Origin of the sequence: Microbacterium sp. NPDC064942 (assembly GCF_049545525.1) — a bacterium.
GTDB classification, from domain to species: domain Bacteria; phylum Actinomycetota; class Actinomycetes; order Actinomycetales; family Microbacteriaceae; genus Microbacterium; species Microbacterium gawkjiense.
This window is the reverse complement of record NZ_JBMWDR010000010.1, coordinates 1-13,748: the sequence shown is the minus strand read 5'-3', so window position 1 is coordinate 13,748 and position 13,748 is coordinate 1. Positions and strand designations below refer to the sequence as shown.

Annotated in this window: 23 protein-coding genes; 3 read left to right on the top strand and 20 right to left on the bottom strand. The window is 69.5% G+C overall.

The features are described 5' to 3' along the window. Window positions 1-42: 42 nt before the first annotated feature. Window positions 43-303: a hypothetical protein gene (locus ACPEH2_RS14155; RefSeq protein WP_423718976.1), complete on the top strand. Its 261-nt coding sequence runs from the start codon at window positions 43-45 to the stop codon at window positions 301-303. After that, on the top strand, window positions 303-1,484 hold the full coding sequence (locus ACPEH2_RS14150) for a hypothetical protein (protein ID WP_423718975.1): 1,182 nt from the start codon (window positions 303-305) through the stop codon (window positions 1,482-1,484). The genes ACPEH2_RS14155 and ACPEH2_RS14150 overlap by 1 nt, the downstream gene beginning before the upstream one ends. A 56-nt stretch (window positions 1,485-1,540) precedes the next feature. Here the strand turns inward: ACPEH2_RS14150 and ACPEH2_RS14145 are convergent, their stop codons facing one another. From ACPEH2_RS14145 to ACPEH2_RS14120, 6 genes are all read right to left on the bottom strand, one after another. Continuing rightward, complete coding sequence (locus ACPEH2_RS14145; protein WP_423718974.1) at window positions 1,541-2,122, bottom strand: DUF6927 domain-containing protein; 582 nt, start codon at window positions 2,120-2,122, stop codon at window positions 1,541-1,543. A 111-nt stretch (window positions 2,123-2,233) separates the two neighbouring features. Continuing rightward, window positions 2,234-2,503 carry a hypothetical protein gene (locus ACPEH2_RS14140; protein ID WP_423718973.1) on the bottom strand — a complete coding sequence of 90 codons (270 nt, stop codon included), beginning with the start codon at window positions 2,501-2,503 and terminating at the stop codon, window positions 2,234-2,236. A 62-nt stretch (window positions 2,504-2,565) separates the two neighbouring features. Further along, window positions 2,566-3,084, bottom strand: a complete 519-nt coding sequence (locus ACPEH2_RS14135) for a hypothetical protein (protein ID WP_423718972.1) — start codon at window positions 3,082-3,084, stop codon at window positions 2,566-2,568. A gap of 129 nt (window positions 3,085-3,213) precedes the next feature. Beyond that, the gene (locus ACPEH2_RS14130; RefSeq protein ID WP_423718971.1) at window positions 3,214-3,633 is read right to left on the bottom strand and encodes a hypothetical protein; all 420 of its coding nucleotides are present in this window, start codon (window positions 3,631-3,633) and stop codon (window positions 3,214-3,216) included. A gap of 57 nt (window positions 3,634-3,690) precedes the next feature. Then, window positions 3,691-4,074, bottom strand: coding sequence for a hypothetical protein (locus ACPEH2_RS14125; RefSeq protein WP_423718970.1), 384 nt, complete (start codon window positions 4,072-4,074; stop codon window positions 3,691-3,693). 124 nt (window positions 4,075-4,198) lie between these two features. Next, the gene (locus tag ACPEH2_RS14120) at window positions 4,199-4,630 is read right to left on the bottom strand and encodes a DUF6573 family protein (RefSeq protein WP_423718969.1); all 432 of its coding nucleotides are present in this window, start codon (window positions 4,628-4,630) and stop codon (window positions 4,199-4,201) included. A 108-nt stretch (window positions 4,631-4,738) separates the two neighbouring features. On the opposite strand from ACPEH2_RS14120, the gene ACPEH2_RS14115 reads away from it, so the two are divergent. Then, a complete protein-coding gene (locus tag ACPEH2_RS14115) occupies window positions 4,739-5,251 on the top strand; it encodes a DUF1643 domain-containing protein (RefSeq protein ID WP_423718968.1) in 513 nt (170 codons plus the stop codon). A 55-nt stretch (window positions 5,252-5,306) separates the two neighbouring features. On the opposite strand, the gene ACPEH2_RS14110 is transcribed toward ACPEH2_RS14115, so the two are convergent. The 14 genes from ACPEH2_RS14110 to ACPEH2_RS14045 all read right to left on the bottom strand — a co-directional run bounded on the left by ACPEH2_RS14110 (window position 5,307) and on the right by ACPEH2_RS14045 (window position 13,394). After that, on the bottom strand, window positions 5,307-5,651 hold the full coding sequence (locus tag ACPEH2_RS14110) for a hypothetical protein (protein ID WP_423718967.1): 345 nt from the start codon (window positions 5,649-5,651) through the stop codon (window positions 5,307-5,309). Continuing rightward, window positions 5,648-5,932 (bottom strand): hypothetical protein, encoded by a 285-nt coding sequence (locus ACPEH2_RS14105; protein WP_423718966.1) that lies wholly within the window; start codon window positions 5,930-5,932, stop codon window positions 5,648-5,650. Before ACPEH2_RS14105 ends, ACPEH2_RS14110 begins: the two co-directional genes overlap by 4 nt. A gap of 124 nt (window positions 5,933-6,056) precedes the next feature. After that, on the bottom strand, window positions 6,057-6,635 hold the full coding sequence (locus tag ACPEH2_RS14100; RefSeq protein ID WP_423718965.1) for a hypothetical protein: 579 nt from the start codon (window positions 6,633-6,635) through the stop codon (window positions 6,057-6,059). Continuing rightward, window positions 6,632-7,075 carry a hypothetical protein gene (locus tag ACPEH2_RS14095; protein ID WP_423718964.1) on the bottom strand — a complete coding sequence of 148 codons (444 nt, stop codon included), beginning with the start codon at window positions 7,073-7,075 and terminating at the stop codon, window positions 6,632-6,634. The genes ACPEH2_RS14100 and ACPEH2_RS14095 overlap by 4 nt, the downstream gene beginning before the upstream one ends. Window positions 7,076-7,190: 115 nt before the next feature. After that, the gene (locus ACPEH2_RS14090; protein WP_423718963.1) at window positions 7,191-7,736 is read right to left on the bottom strand and encodes a hypothetical protein; all 546 of its coding nucleotides are present in this window, start codon (window positions 7,734-7,736) and stop codon (window positions 7,191-7,193) included. Between the two features lie 135 nt (window positions 7,737-7,871). After that, on the bottom strand, window positions 7,872-8,060 hold the full coding sequence (locus tag ACPEH2_RS14085) for a hypothetical protein (RefSeq protein ID WP_423718962.1): 189 nt from the start codon (window positions 8,058-8,060) through the stop codon (window positions 7,872-7,874). Between the two features lie 119 nt (window positions 8,061-8,179). Then, complete coding sequence (locus ACPEH2_RS14080; protein WP_423718961.1) at window positions 8,180-8,392, bottom strand: hypothetical protein; 213 nt, start codon at window positions 8,390-8,392, stop codon at window positions 8,180-8,182. Between the two features lie 163 nt (window positions 8,393-8,555). Then, complete coding sequence (locus ACPEH2_RS14075; protein WP_423718960.1) at window positions 8,556-8,831, bottom strand: hypothetical protein; 276 nt, start codon at window positions 8,829-8,831, stop codon at window positions 8,556-8,558. A gap of 124 nt (window positions 8,832-8,955) precedes the next feature. Continuing rightward, complete coding sequence (locus ACPEH2_RS14070) at window positions 8,956-9,354, bottom strand: hypothetical protein (protein ID WP_423718959.1); 399 nt, start codon at window positions 9,352-9,354, stop codon at window positions 8,956-8,958. Between the two features lie 138 nt (window positions 9,355-9,492). Further along, window positions 9,493-9,891: a hypothetical protein gene (locus ACPEH2_RS14065; RefSeq protein ID WP_423718958.1), complete on the bottom strand. Its 399-nt coding sequence runs from the start codon at window positions 9,889-9,891 to the stop codon at window positions 9,493-9,495. A 161-nt stretch (window positions 9,892-10,052) separates the two neighbouring features. After that, a complete protein-coding gene (locus ACPEH2_RS14060) occupies window positions 10,053-10,436 on the bottom strand; it encodes a hypothetical protein (RefSeq protein WP_423718957.1) in 384 nt (127 codons plus the stop codon). A 109-nt stretch (window positions 10,437-10,545) separates the two neighbouring features. Beyond that, on the bottom strand, window positions 10,546-11,124 hold the full coding sequence (locus tag ACPEH2_RS14055; RefSeq protein WP_423718956.1) for a hypothetical protein: 579 nt from the start codon (window positions 11,122-11,124) through the stop codon (window positions 10,546-10,548). Window positions 11,125-11,258: 134 nt separating this feature from the next. Further along, on the bottom strand, window positions 11,259-12,269 hold the full coding sequence (locus tag ACPEH2_RS14050; protein ID WP_423718955.1) for a DUF4192 family protein: 1,011 nt from the start codon (window positions 12,267-12,269) through the stop codon (window positions 11,259-11,261). A gap of 240 nt (window positions 12,270-12,509) precedes the next feature. Further along, window positions 12,510-13,394, bottom strand: a complete 885-nt coding sequence (locus ACPEH2_RS14045) for a hypothetical protein (protein ID WP_423718954.1) — start codon at window positions 13,392-13,394, stop codon at window positions 12,510-12,512. Window positions 13,395-13,748: the final 354 nt, after the last annotated feature.

Below are 13,748 nucleotides of genomic sequence, written 5' to 3'. Positions count from 1 at the left end.
TACCCCTCAGACGGGCACGAGCCCGCGATGAGAGGAGGAGCGATGCCGAGTCGCGAAGAGGTACAAGACGTCCTGCAGCGTGTGGGGCTGGCGGCGATCTCGTACTACCCAGAGATCCACGTCGACGAGCCCGACTACACCGTCGACGGAGACGTGGACTGGTGTCTTGAGCCGGTGACCGATCTGACCGCCGAGCAGCGCACGTCGCTGCGGGAGGCGGTCGGGCTGGCGATCACCAACCCGACCGCTCATCGGTACGCCCTGTTCCAGTCCTTGCTCGAGCTGGCGCCCGCGGATTCGTAATGCCCGCCGGCGTCGACGATGAATCGGCGCGAGCGGTTGGCGGGGCAGCAGACCCACACGCGGCATGGTTGCGTGCGGGACAGGCACGCCAACAGGCGAAACGCGCCGAGCAAGATCAGGCGGCTGCGGCGAGCGCTGCGGCCGATCGGAAGCGGGACTACGCGAAGAGGTACCGCGAGGAGCATCGCGAAGAGATCCGCGCATACCGGGCGAACTATCACGCGAAGAACCGCGAAGAGGTGAACCGGAAGAACCGGGAGTACATGCGTGAGCGGCATCGGCGGATGCGCGTGCAGAAAGAGCGACGGGAGAAGGATCGGCAGCGTGCGGCGCGGTGGCGGGAAGCCAACCCGGATCGGGTGCGAGAGCGTCAGCGCAGATGGGTGTCTGAGAACCCGGAGAAGGTGCGCGAGTATCAGCGCCGACACTATGAGCGGAATAGGGACGCGCGGCTCGCGCAGGCGAGGCGGAGGCGCGACGAGAACCCGGAGAAGGTGAAGGCTGCAGCGCGTGACTGGCAGCAGCGCAACCGGGAACACCTGAGCGAGTGGCAGCGGCAATACCGGGCTGAGAATGCGGATGCCTACGCGCGCTCGCTCAAGTCGAATCGGGACTCGAAGCGGCTGGCACGGCGGCTCAACTCGTTGGGGTTGCCTGCGAAGCGCGTTCATCGTTCACCGGCTGCAGAGCGGCGTGCGCATGAGGCGGAGTCGCAGGAGTTCTTCGACCGTCAGCCGGCGGCGAGCGCGAGGAAGCGGCTGATGGACGAGTACAAGCCGCTGGATCAGTCGGCGATGGATGCGTGGTCGTCGCGGTCGGCGCTGGCGCGTCGCCGGGATGCGCAGCTGTCGCGGTTCCGGCGGCAGCTGGCTGCAGGCGCGTCGCGGGTGCCAGCGATTCGTGAAGAGGTTCGGATGGATGCCGTGGCGCGGCGGGTCGGTGGGGATCGGCTTGACGCGGCCGCGGAGCTGCGCCAGCGAGTCTTCGACGCGGCAGGGGGTCGGGAGTACCTGGCCGCGGGCGGGGATCGTCACACGGCCGCGCTGATGCTCGAGGAGTCGCTGGACGGGTTGGCGAAGCCGGTCACGCGCCCGGACGGTCGTGGCCTGGTGTGGGTGCCCGAGCACACCCGCGCCGGTCGGGAGATTGCCGGGCACTGGCGCCGGCGACCCGGCGAGTGAGCAGCTGCGCGGTCGGAGTGCGGGGCGTCCCTGGGGTGGGGCGCCCCGCACTTTGTTCAGCTGGCGGCGAGCGCGTAGCTGCGAGCGCGCCAGCGGGGGATGCGGACCCGCTGGCCGTGGTGGTCGATCACGCGGAGCACGTCGCGCCCTTCGACCTCGAAGACGGTCTCGGGGGTCGTCTGCAGTCCGCCTCCGAAGGTGAACGGCTCAGCGAAGCGGATGCGGTCGCCGCGGTGCACGCGCGGCTTGGCCTCCTCGAGCTCGAGGTTCGCCCAGCAGCGAGCGCGCCACTGGTTCGCGTACTCGTGGTCGGTCGGGGTGAGCGCCTCGAGCACCCGGCGGGGAGCGTGGACGGCGCCGGGCCCGACCGTCTCGTCCATGTCCTTGTACGTGAAGTTGTAGTAGCTGGACGGGGCGACGGAGTAGAGCACGACGAAGGCGAAGACCTCCCCGGCGTGGGGGTGGCCGTCGTTGTAGCGCACCGCGGCGTAGAACTCGTAGGGCCAGTCGTAGCTCCCGCCGACGTAATCGGGGTCGCGGCGGGTGCCGCTGGCGATGATCGTGGCGTTGGTGAAGTAGTCCGCGAAGTAGTCGCTGACGCTGACGCCGGCCGTCTTGTGAGTGGATGTGGCACCCATGGTGTCCTCCTCGATTGCTAGTGAATGTGACATTCATAGGCTACGAGGGGCCTCGGACATTGCCGGCCCTCGATGGCGGGTGACCGTGCAGCACGGCCACCCGCCGGGAGGTCAGCTCTGCAGCGTGACGGCGAGCGCGGCGAGGATCTCGCCCGCGTACTCGTCGGTGTCGCGTGAGCGGTCGTCGTTCTTGGCCTGGTTGATGACCGTGCACACTGCCGCGTACTGGTCCCAGCTGGCCTCTCGGGCGCGCGTGACGGCGTAGATGAGGTCTGTGCGGTATTGCGCGGGGGTGCGGATGATGTAGTCGCGGTGCTCGTCGTAGGAGGCGATGATCGTGTCGGCGATGTGGGCTGCGCTCGAGGTGTCGTGGGCGGGCATGGGTGTTCTCCTGTCTGGCATGTGGGGGCGGGGCAGGCGGTGTGCCCGCCCCGCCGGTTGGGTTACTCGCGCTCGCAGTCGGTCGCTTCCGCGTCGATCGAGTCGGCCACGTAGTTGTCGGATCGGAGCGACTCGATCACGTCTTCGACGGTGTACGTCTCGATCGCGAGGTCTTCCGCTTCGTCCGTCGTGCGGGCGCTAACGGAGACGGTGACGCGCTGCGTCAGAGTGACGGAGAGCGTTACCTTGAAGTCGCGCTCGCGCGGGGTGCCGCCGATGGCTTCCACGAGCCGGTCGTACTCGGAGCAGAAGCCCTCGTCGTTGGCGATCTGCTCGCCCCTCTCCCAGATCGCGGCGAGGCGATCGTCGGCTGCGTTGGTGATCGGCAGCTGCAGTCGTTCGATCTCGCGCTGCTGTCGCTCGACGGTCAGCGCGAGATCCGCGGCCCGTGCCTCGGCTTCGGCGAGTTCGGCCTGAGTGCGGGCCATCTCTCCGGCGTAGCCGCCGCGGCGGTCGGTGACCGGGGCGGGAAGGTCGAGCTGCCCCTGAGCGAACTCGATGGTGGTGGTGGTGGGTGCCATGGTGTCCTCCTTGGAACGTAGGCGGTGAATGTGACATTCACAGGCTACGGGAGGCCTCCGACATTGGCTCCGGCGAGCGCGACGGTGCCCCGCCGGACGATCCCGGCGGGGCGTTGAGGGGGGGGCGGGTCAGCTGGTGGTTGGGGTGAGTGCTGTCAGGATCGCTCTGAGCGCGTCCACGGCCCCGTCGCGGGCCTCGAAGACGGCATCCATGGTGTCGGCCTCGGTGGAGCGCTCGGCGTCCTCGATCGCTGTCAGGGCGGCGCCGGCCAACTCGCGCAGCTGGCTGGTGTCTGCGGCGAGCGCGAGCGGTGCCGCGTGCTGGTGGATGTGCAGCGTCCAGCCGTCGTCGGTCGGGGTAGCCCAGACCGTGGCGATCGTCTGGCCCTCGGGGTTGTCGAAGTCGACCTTGCCGAAGTCGTCGCCGTGGTGGGCGAGGATGCGGGCGCGGTCGTCGACGGGCATTGAGTGCAGATGCGAGTTGCTCGGCGTCCAGGTGGACGGCTCCGCGCGGCTGCCGGTGTCGTAGGGGGTGAGTGCGGTGGTCATGGTCGGTCCTTTCGTGCTGAGTGCCGGGGCGGGCGTGGTGCCCGCCCCGGCGGGATGTCAGCGGGTGATGATCCCGGCGATGATCTGGTCGACGGAGTCCGCGGAGACCGTGATCGCGCACGGGATGCAGACCTCCGTGCGGGTGTGGCGGATGTCGTCGTGGTCCAGGATCGTGACGACGTAGTTGGTCGCGTCCTGTGTGCCGCACTCGGCGCAGGCGTAGCCGACCGGCTCGGCCTCGGGTTCCTCGTCGATGTCCGGAACGTCGAGCCCCTGGCGGGCCAGCTCGACAGCCTGACCGACCCAGTAGGCGACGGCCTGGTCGTCGATGACGAATGCACCGTCCTCGATCGCCTCGACGAGCGAGCCGCCGTGGTTGCTGGTCATCCGCTCGAGGATCGTTCGCGAGATCTCGTCGACGGTGAGGGGTGTGGTTGCCATGGTGTCCTCCTTGGAACGTAGGTGGTGAATGTGACATTCACAGGCTACGGGAGGCCTCCGACATTGGCAGCGGCGAGCGCGACAGTGCCCCGCCGGGATCTCCGGCGGGGCACTGTGTAGGGGGTCAGTCTTCGCCGGGGAGGGCGATGATGATGCAGGCCTGGCCGGTGAGGTTGTAGCCCTCGATGCTCACGCGGAGTCGCTGGCGGCTGGCGGTGGTGGCGGTGCTCGGCTTGCCGGAGCGCGTGCTGTTCGGCACGCGCAGCACGTAGGTCTCGCGTGGGATGAGATCGCCGGCGACCTGCCGGGCGGTGGGGCGGATGACGTTGAGGACGTCCCAGAATCGGGCGTCCTCGCTCTGCCAGCTGCCCTCGCGGGTCCACTGCACCGCGGCCGCGTAGGCGGCGCGGGTGAGGAGCACCGTGAGCCGGTATCCGGCCTCGAGGGCGGTGGCGGGGTTGAAGTGCAGCAGGAGCCCGTCTGCGACGGCCTCCTCTGCGGTGTAGACGGCGATGATCTCTGCGCCCTCGAACGGGTTCTCGCCCTGCTCGGTCATGGTGTCCTCCCGGATCGCTTGCTAGTGAATGTGACGCTTACACTCTAAGCGAGGGGTCAGACATTGGCCCGGCGATGAGCGCAGAGCGATGGGGAGACAGCGGCACGCATGACTGAGACGTGGATATATGAGCACACGGCGGACAACTCCGCGCGATTCGTGCTGGGCACGGTGGGCGATAACCCTCTCGTGTGCGTCGGCGTGAATCCCAGCACCGCGGCGCCGGGAGACCCGGATCGCACCGTCAGCAAGGTCATGGGGTTCGCGGCCCGCAACGGATTCGACAGCTGGGTGATGCTGAACCTCTACCCGCAGAGATCCACAGACCCCAAGGGCATGCACCTGGTGCACGACCCGCAGCTGCAAGCCGAGAACGAGCGACACATCGCGGATCTCATCGGCGGGCGCCAGCTCACGATCGTCGCCGCATGGGGCGAGCTGATCCAATCCCGCACCTACCTCCCGCGGATGCTTGAGGGCATCGCCTCGGTGACGGATGCCTCCGGTTGTGACTGGGTGTCGATCGGCGATCTGCTCAAGAGCGGGCATCCTCGGCACCCGTCACGCGCCCGCTACGACTGGCCGCTGCAGAGCTTCGACGTGGCGAGCTATCTGGCCTAGACGATGACAGGCGCGACGGTGCCCCGCCGGTTGATCCCGGCGGGGCACCGTGTGGCTACCCCTCGTCCTCCGGCCATTCCAGGCGGGGGTCGAAGTGGAACCGCTCGCGGCCCTCGTTATGGGCGAGGTCGTCGCTGCGGGCCGCGTATTCATCCTCGCTGAGCCGGGAACCGTGGCCGTTGGCCCAGGGCAGCGGGTCGCGATCGCCGTCGCTCTCGGCCAGCCAGGTCTCGCGAATGATGTGATCGGCGGTGCCGGTGCAGCCCAACTCGTCGAACAGGTCGGCGAGGATGCGCCCCTCGGTCATGTTGATCGAGCCGAACACGTCGTCATGCCACCCGCCGATCATGTCGGCCGCGGCCGCGACGACGGCGAGGTCGGGGATCGTGCCGCTGCTCATCGCTGCACCTTCCCCAGTCCCCAGTCGGCTCGTTCCTCGTCGGCCATCCACACCGCCCGGTCGAGCGCGTGGTGGATGTCGATGCCGCGGGTGTCGGCCAGGTGCACGAGATCCGTGAGCACGTCCCGGATCGCCTGGTCCGGCTCGCTCGGCTCGTCGTCGTACCACGCCGCGATCAGCGTGTTCATGCGGAACTGTGCCCGCCCCAGGGTGTCGGTCGTGGTGCGGTTGTCCAGCTCGCGGCTCATCTCGAGCTCGAGCTGAGTGATGGGGTTTGCCATGGTGTCCTCCCGGATCGGTGGCTAGTGAATGTGACATTCACAGTCTAGGGGAGGGGTCAGACATTGGCTGCGGCGAGCGCGACGATGCCCCGCCGGATGATCCCGGCGGGGCATCGGGTGGGTGTCAGCTGCGGATGCCGCGCGCCCAGTAGAGCGCCCGCGGCAGGTCGAACCGTGCCGCGATGCCGTCGTGGGCGATGTGCAGCGCGCTCGCCGCGTACCGGCGTGTGGGGAGCGGCTGGATGCGCTGCGGGTGCACGTCTCGCTCGGGAGCCTGATGCGGGGTGCTGCCGGTCAGGATGCGGCGGGCCGTGCCCTGGTAGGCGCGGTCGGCGTGACAGGTGATGATCTGGAAGGCCACGAAGCCCGGCCCGCCCCACGGGGCTGCGTACTGCGTGTCGAACAGTCGCCACGTCTCGGTGATCGTCCTCGCGGCAGGATCGAAGCTGCGCGTGTGGATGACCGCCTCCGGGTCGTCGGGTCGCTCGGCCTCGATCGCGTCCAGCGCCGTGCCCAGCCGGTCGAGCACGCGGCGAGCGCGGGCGATCTCGTCGCGGCTGCTGATCGCGTCGTGGTCGCCGCGGTCGATCGAGTGCACCCACTCGTCGCAGGCCCACGCGGTGAGGGGGAACGTCTCAAGGCAGGCCCATTCGCGGAACGCCTCGACGATCGGGTTGCGCCGGGTCGCGCTCGCCGCGGTCACGGTGCCACCACCCGCAGGGAGCGCAGCCAGTCGACCTCTTGGGCGTCGAGAACGTGCCCGGCGGTGATCCAGTCGGCGGCATCGTCGGTGCCGTCGAGATCGCGGAGGGTGTACACCTGGCCGGGGGCGTCGTCGCGCTCGGGGTTGCCGTCGTAGATCGTGCCGTCGTTGAGGAACACGCGGATGCGGCCGGTGCTCTCGGTGGTGTCGATCTGTGCGACGGCCGCGCCGTCGATGAGGGACACGTACCCGTGCACGTCGATGCCAGCGGCCTCGCCCGCGTGGTCGGCGACGGCCCGCTCGGCGGCGCCGGTCGCGAGCGCGCGGATCGCGTCGGCGTCCACGTCGCCCTGGCCGAGCGCCTGGGTGAGACCGTCGATGTCCTCGTAGTTGAGCGCGATCGTCTCGGCGACGATCTCGCTGATCGGTTTGGTTGCCATGGTGTCCTCCCGGATCGTTGGCTAGTGAATGTGACATTCACAGTCTAGGGCGGGGGTCGGACATCGGCGCGTGCTCGTCGCCGTGAGGGTGGAGCGCTCGCCGATGTCCGGGCGGCTACATCTGCCCGACATCCCGCGCCATGCGCTCGCGGAACGCCGCGCACGCTGCGTCGATGACGGCGGCACGGTAGGCGCTGCTGTCACTCGCGGGGAGGGCGGCGAGCGCGTCTCTGAGCGCGGTTCTGGTGCTGTAGTGCAGGGCCTCGGATGCTTTGTGTGCCGATCGGGTGCTGATGTCGTGGGTGATCCGCTCGATGATCTCCGGCACGGTGAGCGGGGGCAGCTCGAAGCGGTAGCCGGCGAGGTCGGCCAGGATGATCTCGCGCTGCCGATCGGTGAGCGGGGTACCGTACCCGCTGCTGGGGTACAGCTCGAGGTCTCCGCTGCGGCCTGCCCGGATGTTCACGCGCACGTAGGGGCGCTCGGCGCGTCCGATGCGGACGTTGCTGATGCGCTCGCCGCTGTCGGGGTTGATCGGGCAGAGGTCGGCGCGCGGCTCGCCGAGGGTGGGGCCCGGCTCGTGGCTGCGGGCGTCGGAGACCTCCCAGGTCAGTCCGGCTGCGGTGAGTCGGTCGCCGAAGGTGAGGGGTGCGGTTGCCATGGTGTCCTCCCGGATCGTTGGCTAGTGAATGTGACGTTCACAGCCTATGGGTGAGGTCGGACACTGCGGCGAGCGCGGCAGCGCCCCGCCGGTCGGTATCCGGCGGGGCGCTGCGGGTGGGGTCGTGCTCGTTGCCTACTCGGGGGAGAGTGCGCTGGTGACCTGAGTCTTGATCTCTTCGGCGGCGAGGATCATCGCGCCGTCCTTGTGGGACTCGCCGTAGGCCGCGATCACGCCCGCGATCGCGCCCCATGCGGCCGCGGGCAGGCTTACGGAGATCGGCGTTGGCTGCGATCCTGCGGGTGATCCGTTCTGGCTGGTCATGGTGTCCTCCTGGGTGTCAGGTAGTGAATGTGATGTTCATAGTCTAGGGAGCGGGTCGGACATTGCGGCGAGCGAGACAGCGCCCCGCCGGTAGATCCCGGCGGGGCGCTGTCGGTGGGTCAGTAGCCCTCGTCGGTGCGGGCGAGGGTGTCGATGATCCGCAGTCCGTCGTGGAGGGGGACGGTGACGGTGGACAAGAGCGCGTAGCCCTGTGCGCCGTAGGCGTTCAGGTCTTCCTCGCGCTGCTGGCGAGCGCGGTTGCTGGCGACCTCGCCCACCGCCTCGGTGTACTGGCGGGTGTCGATGGTGATGAATCGAGTGCGGTTTGCCATGGTGTCCTCCCGGATCGTTGGCTAGTGAATGTGACATTCACAGCCTACGGGTGGCCTCCGACATTGGAGCTGTCCACGGGTATAGGCCTCGGCTTCGGGAGTTCGCGGACATCGCAGAGCGGTGCCCCGCGACCATCGCCGCGAGGCACCGCCGAGGGGCCGGCTACCCGCCGGGGCACTCGGTGTCGATGTCGTCCTGGTCGAGCGGCAACAGTCCGCACGCCTGGCAGGTCGTCGTCCCGGTGAAGCGAGCGCTCTGCCACTGGTGCGCGAGCGGCGCGGCGGGCGCATCCTCTTCGTCGGTGTCCATGGTCGCGGTCGCGCCGCAGTCCAGGCATCGGGCGGCGACGTCGCCGTTGAGCGTGACGACGACGCCAGGGACGCCCGAGAGCCATTCGATGTTGGTGTGGGTGCAGTCGGTGGTGACGGTGGTGGTCATGATGTCCTCCCGGATCGCTTGCTAGTGAATGTGACATTCACAGTCTAGGGAGAGGGTCGGACATTCCCGGCGAGCGCGCGTGCGACGGTGCCCCGCCGGTCGTCCGACAGGGCACCGCGTGCGCTTAGGCCGCGTCGAGCGGTGTCCAGTCCCGCTCGTGGGCGGGGGTGTAGTCGATCAGTGCGGCCAGGCGGTCGCGTGCGGCCTGTAGCGCCTCGATCTCGGCGTCGTTGCTGTCACCCTCAGCCGCGGCGAAAGTGTCCTCGATCAGACCGGCGATCTCCTTCTGCGCCGCCTCGTCGATGAGGGTGAGGCGGGCGATCTCGCCGTCCGGGTAGCGGGCATCCAGCGGCGCGGCGTCCTGGTAGTCGAAGGCCCACTGCTCGCCGAGGATCGCGAACGCCGCGGCGATGTCGCGGCCGCGGTCGCCGGTGCTGATCGCGACGTAGCCGCGGTTCAGTCCCGTGCCGACGTGCGGGTGCAGGTCGGCGTGGTCGGGGCCGAAGGTGATGTACGTGGTCATGGTGTCCTCCCGGATCGCTTGCTAGTGAATGTGACATTCACAGTCTAGGGCGGGCGTCGGACATCGCAGCAGATGGTCGGTGATGCCGCGCGTGAGCGCCCGGCAGAGGCGCGGGGCGCTCACGTCGCTGGGGTGCGGCTACACCTTCCAGACGCCTTCCCAGCCTTCGGGGAGACGCACGCCGTGCTCTCCGTGCTCGTCGGTCTGGTGCAGGTACACGAGCACGTCGCCGGGGTCGGGGTCGGCCTCGTACTGCGGCACGGTGCGCTCGATGGTGTTGATCTGGCCGACGCTGTTGTAGCGCACGTCCACGTCGATCGCGCGCAGGTAGCCGTCCTCGACGTTGACGTGCTGATCGCAGCGCGGGCACCACAGCACGACGCGCTCGCCGTAGTCGGTCGGCTCGTCGAGCTCGACGATGCGCAGCGCGGGGAAATCGGCTGCCTCGATGTCGTGCATGAGACTCCACAGCCGGTCGATCAGGTCGTCGGCAGGGATGCGGGGTGCGGCTGAGGCCGCGGGTTCGGTGGTGGTCATCGTGTCCTCCTGGGGACGGTGAAGGCCTGCGGCGAGCGCGGGCGGGGGATGGAACTCGAGGTGCTCCCGCCGAGGGGAGGGGCGTGTAGCCGGCTCCCCTCGGGATGGGGTGGTGCTCGCCGCCGCCGGGGTAGGTGTGCACCCGGCGGCGGCGAGGGGGGTCAGACGGCTTCGACCAGCCCAGGGCTGACGCGCCAGCCGTTGGCGAGCGTGTACGACTTCGGGTTGGTGCGGACGATGAGTGTCTCGACTCCGGCCAGCCCGTCGCGGGTGGTGCGCGGGTTGGCGACGATGCGCACGCGGGTTCCGGGGATCAGGCTCGGCAGCGCGGCCGCGGTGGCTTGCAGGGCGGCGGCGAGCGCGTCGTCGCTGTGCCCGGTCGGCTCGATGGTGGCGGTGCGGGCGAGTGTGTAGACCTTGCCGGGTTCGGTGAGGGCTGCGATCTTCGCCTTGGTGCGGGCGAAGTCGATTAGCACGTACTCGGTGCCGCGGAAGCAGAACGTGTCGCCGGGGGTGCGGGTGATGAGGGTGGTGGTGTCGGTCATGGCGTCCTCCTTGGACTCTCGACGGTGAATGTGACATTCACAGGCTACGGGTGGCCTCCGACATTGGCCGGAGCGGGTGGCGCGGTCTGCGCGCCCGCTCCGACGTGGGTCACTGGGAGGCGATCGCCGCGGTGATCTCGGCGGTGACCCGCTCGCGCTTGGCGTCGGCGTCGCGCCCCGGCTCGAAGTGCCCGAACGCGGTCAGGTACGCGTCGATCTGCCCGCGCAGGTACTCGGTGTTGCTGGCGTCGGAGTTGAGGCCGATGATCGCGTAGCGCGCTGCGCTCGCCGCGGCCCGCCAGCCGCTCTGCGTGAGGCCGTGGGGGTCGCCTTCGGGGAGCGAGTAAGCCTGTTCGATCTGGCCGTCGTGCGCGGTGTACTTGGTGACGGTGCGCTCGGTGACCACGACGGCATCCAGATAGTCGGGGTCGCCCTGCCCGCCGAGGGGCACCCACACCTGGGGGTCGTCGTCCGGGTGGTCGGCGTCGATGCGAGCGAGCAGGGCGGGCATTGCGGGGTCGAGGGTGAACGGGTCGCTGAGGCTGTAGTCGTCCCAGGCCTGGCGCAGCTCGTCCGGCTCGATGGTCGTCCATCCCTCGTCGAACTCGGCGCGCAGCGGCGCGTGGAAGCGGATCGCACGCTCGACGGCTGCGCGGATGTCGTGGACGTTGTTGATGGTCTCGGTCATGGTGTCCTCCCGGAACGATTACCAGTGAATGTGACATTCATAGGCTACGGGTGGCCTCCGACATCGCGCGGGGACATCGCGAGTGCGTCACGGGGGAGTGCCCGCCGGGGTGACCGGCGGGCACTCGGTGACGCTCAGCGGGCGAACGCCCAATCCGGGAGCACGGCTGCCGAGCAGAGGGTCGCGACGATCTGGCTCATGCCGTGGTCGGGGTCGATCGCGAGGGCGCGGTCGGTGTAGACGGTGGCGTGAGTGGATCGCCCCAGCGCCCAGGACAGCCAGGCGGCGGCGGCGAGCAGGTTGGGGCGCTCCTGGTCGTCGGCGTAGGCGGCAAGGTGGCGCACGAGCGCGAGGCCCGCCGTCAGCCGGTCGGCGTCGGGGCGGTCGCCCTGTCCGTAGAGGGTGCGGGCGATGCTCTCGGGGACGGGTGCGCCCATGATCGAGTGGCCGATCTGCGCGGCCAGGGCGCGGGTGCCGTTGTCGCGGTCGGTGGCCCACTGGATGAGGGCCACGTCGCGCCACAGCGGGATGCCGATGCCGGTGAGCAGGATCGCAGCCTGGCGGGTGTCGAGGTCGGCGGGGTCGCCGGTCAGGGCGTCCTCCGCGACGGCGACGAAGTCCGCCAGGGCGTCGTCGTCCATCCGCGCGGCCGCGAACGCGATCCGGGCGGCACGCGCCGGTTCGGCGTCGGGGATGCTCGCCCCGGCGGTCTGGGATGCTGCGACCTTCTCGCGCAGCGCGTCCGGGGTCGCGATCTCGGCGACGGGTCGGGGTGCCTCGCCGGTCAGGTGGCTGCCGTAGCCGTCGCTGGCGACATAGAGCACGTCCACCAGGTGCAGTCCCTGCCGGTCGGCGACATCGGTGATCCGCTGGCCGAGATCGCGGGTGCTGTCGGCGTCCTCGGTGGCGTAGATCACGGCGGCTACGCCGGTCACGCGCGGCACTCGGCAGACCAGGCCGAGGCCGGTGTGCGCGAGCGTCGCGGCATCCGCGTCGAGGTCGAGTCGCATCGCCCCGATCGTGCGCGCCGCCTCGAACGGCACGAGCACGAGCGAGTCCTGCGGGGTGAAGCCGAGCAGCGCGGGCACGAGGCCGAGGAAGTCGCGCGGGGTGCCCGCCTTGATGGTGGTCGGTGTGGTGGCCATGGTGTCCTCCCGGAACGTTGGCTAGTGAATGTGACATTTACAGGCTACGGGAGCCCTCCGACATTGGTCGATGCACGCCAGAGCGCCCCCGCCGGTAGGTGGCGAGGGCGCTCCGAGAGTGGTGTCAGTGACCCGAGCAGCCGCAGCAGTCCAGGCACTCGGTGTGGATGTTCGGACAGGCGATCTCGTCCATGTGCGGGGTGCTGCACAACCGGCAGACGGCCGGGACCGGGGTGCCGGTCATTCGCTGTCGCCGTCCGTTGTGCCGTCGCTCCACGCCACGGTGAAGTCGAGGCTCAGCGCGTCGATGATCTGGTCGAACGGGATCGAACCGTTGCCGTCGTCGTTGCCGTGGATGGAGAGGAACCCGACGCGCTCGCCGTTCCAGAACGGGATCACGTAGGCGTCCCATCCGCCCATCCACTCGGCGGAGTAGACCGCGTTCGTCGCGGCCTCGGCGTGCTCGATCCAGCGGTGCACGATGGGGCTGATGTCGGCCTCGCACGCGACCCGGCGGTCATCGTGCCATCCGGTGGCGGTGAGCAGCTCGTCGCCGTGACGCTCGGTGACCTCGCTGTAGTCGAACGCAGCGGCGAACAGGTCGCTGTAGTCGTGGCCCCACTCGTCGGTCACGGTGACCGTCTGCACCCGGCGCGGTTCGGCGGGTTCGGTGGGCACCGGAACCCGCGTGCCGTCCAGACCGTCCGCCAGCCACCGCGCGGCAGCCGCGAGATCACCCGATCCGTCCAGCGCTGCCCGCAGCCGCGCGATCGACTCGGTGAGATCGTCGGGCACCAGGCCGCTCTCACGGTCGTTGCAGCGCTGCCCGCCGATGTAGGAGTACTCGATCGAACCGGCCTCGTCGGCATCCCGCGTATCCCACTCGATCCGCACGCCCACGACCACGCCGGGGAACCGACCCGACACCGCCTCGGCGAAGTCCTCCACGCCCTCCGGCTCGTACTTGGTGTTGCCGTCCAGCGCCCAGCCCGCACCCGTCACCGGGCCGTAAGAAAGATCGCTGATGTTGCCTTCCAGATGACGCTCCACAGCCTCATCGAGCAGACGGCCCGCGACCCCGCCCGCATCCTCGATGCCGACCGAGACGGTGATGTAGTGACCCATGGTGTCCTCCCAGGGTTGTTAGTGAATGTGACATTTACAGGCTAGGGGGAGGGTCAGACATCGAGGCGCGCAGCGCCGACCCCAACGTGACAGCCCCACCCGAGCCAGCCATCCGAACCGGGGGAGAGGGGATGAGCCGGCTTCGCCGGCGGGACCGCCAGGAGCCCGTCAGCGCCCCGCAGAGGCACCCGACCCGGCCCACGGCACACCGACACCAGCCGCCCCGAAACCGCCAGCCAGAGGCACGCACACCGCACCCATCGGAGGGTCGCGCAGCGGCCCGACCCCGCGCGCAGCGCCCGGCCTGCCGGGCGCCCGTCCCTGCGAGCGCAGCGAGCGGGGCACTCGGGAAGG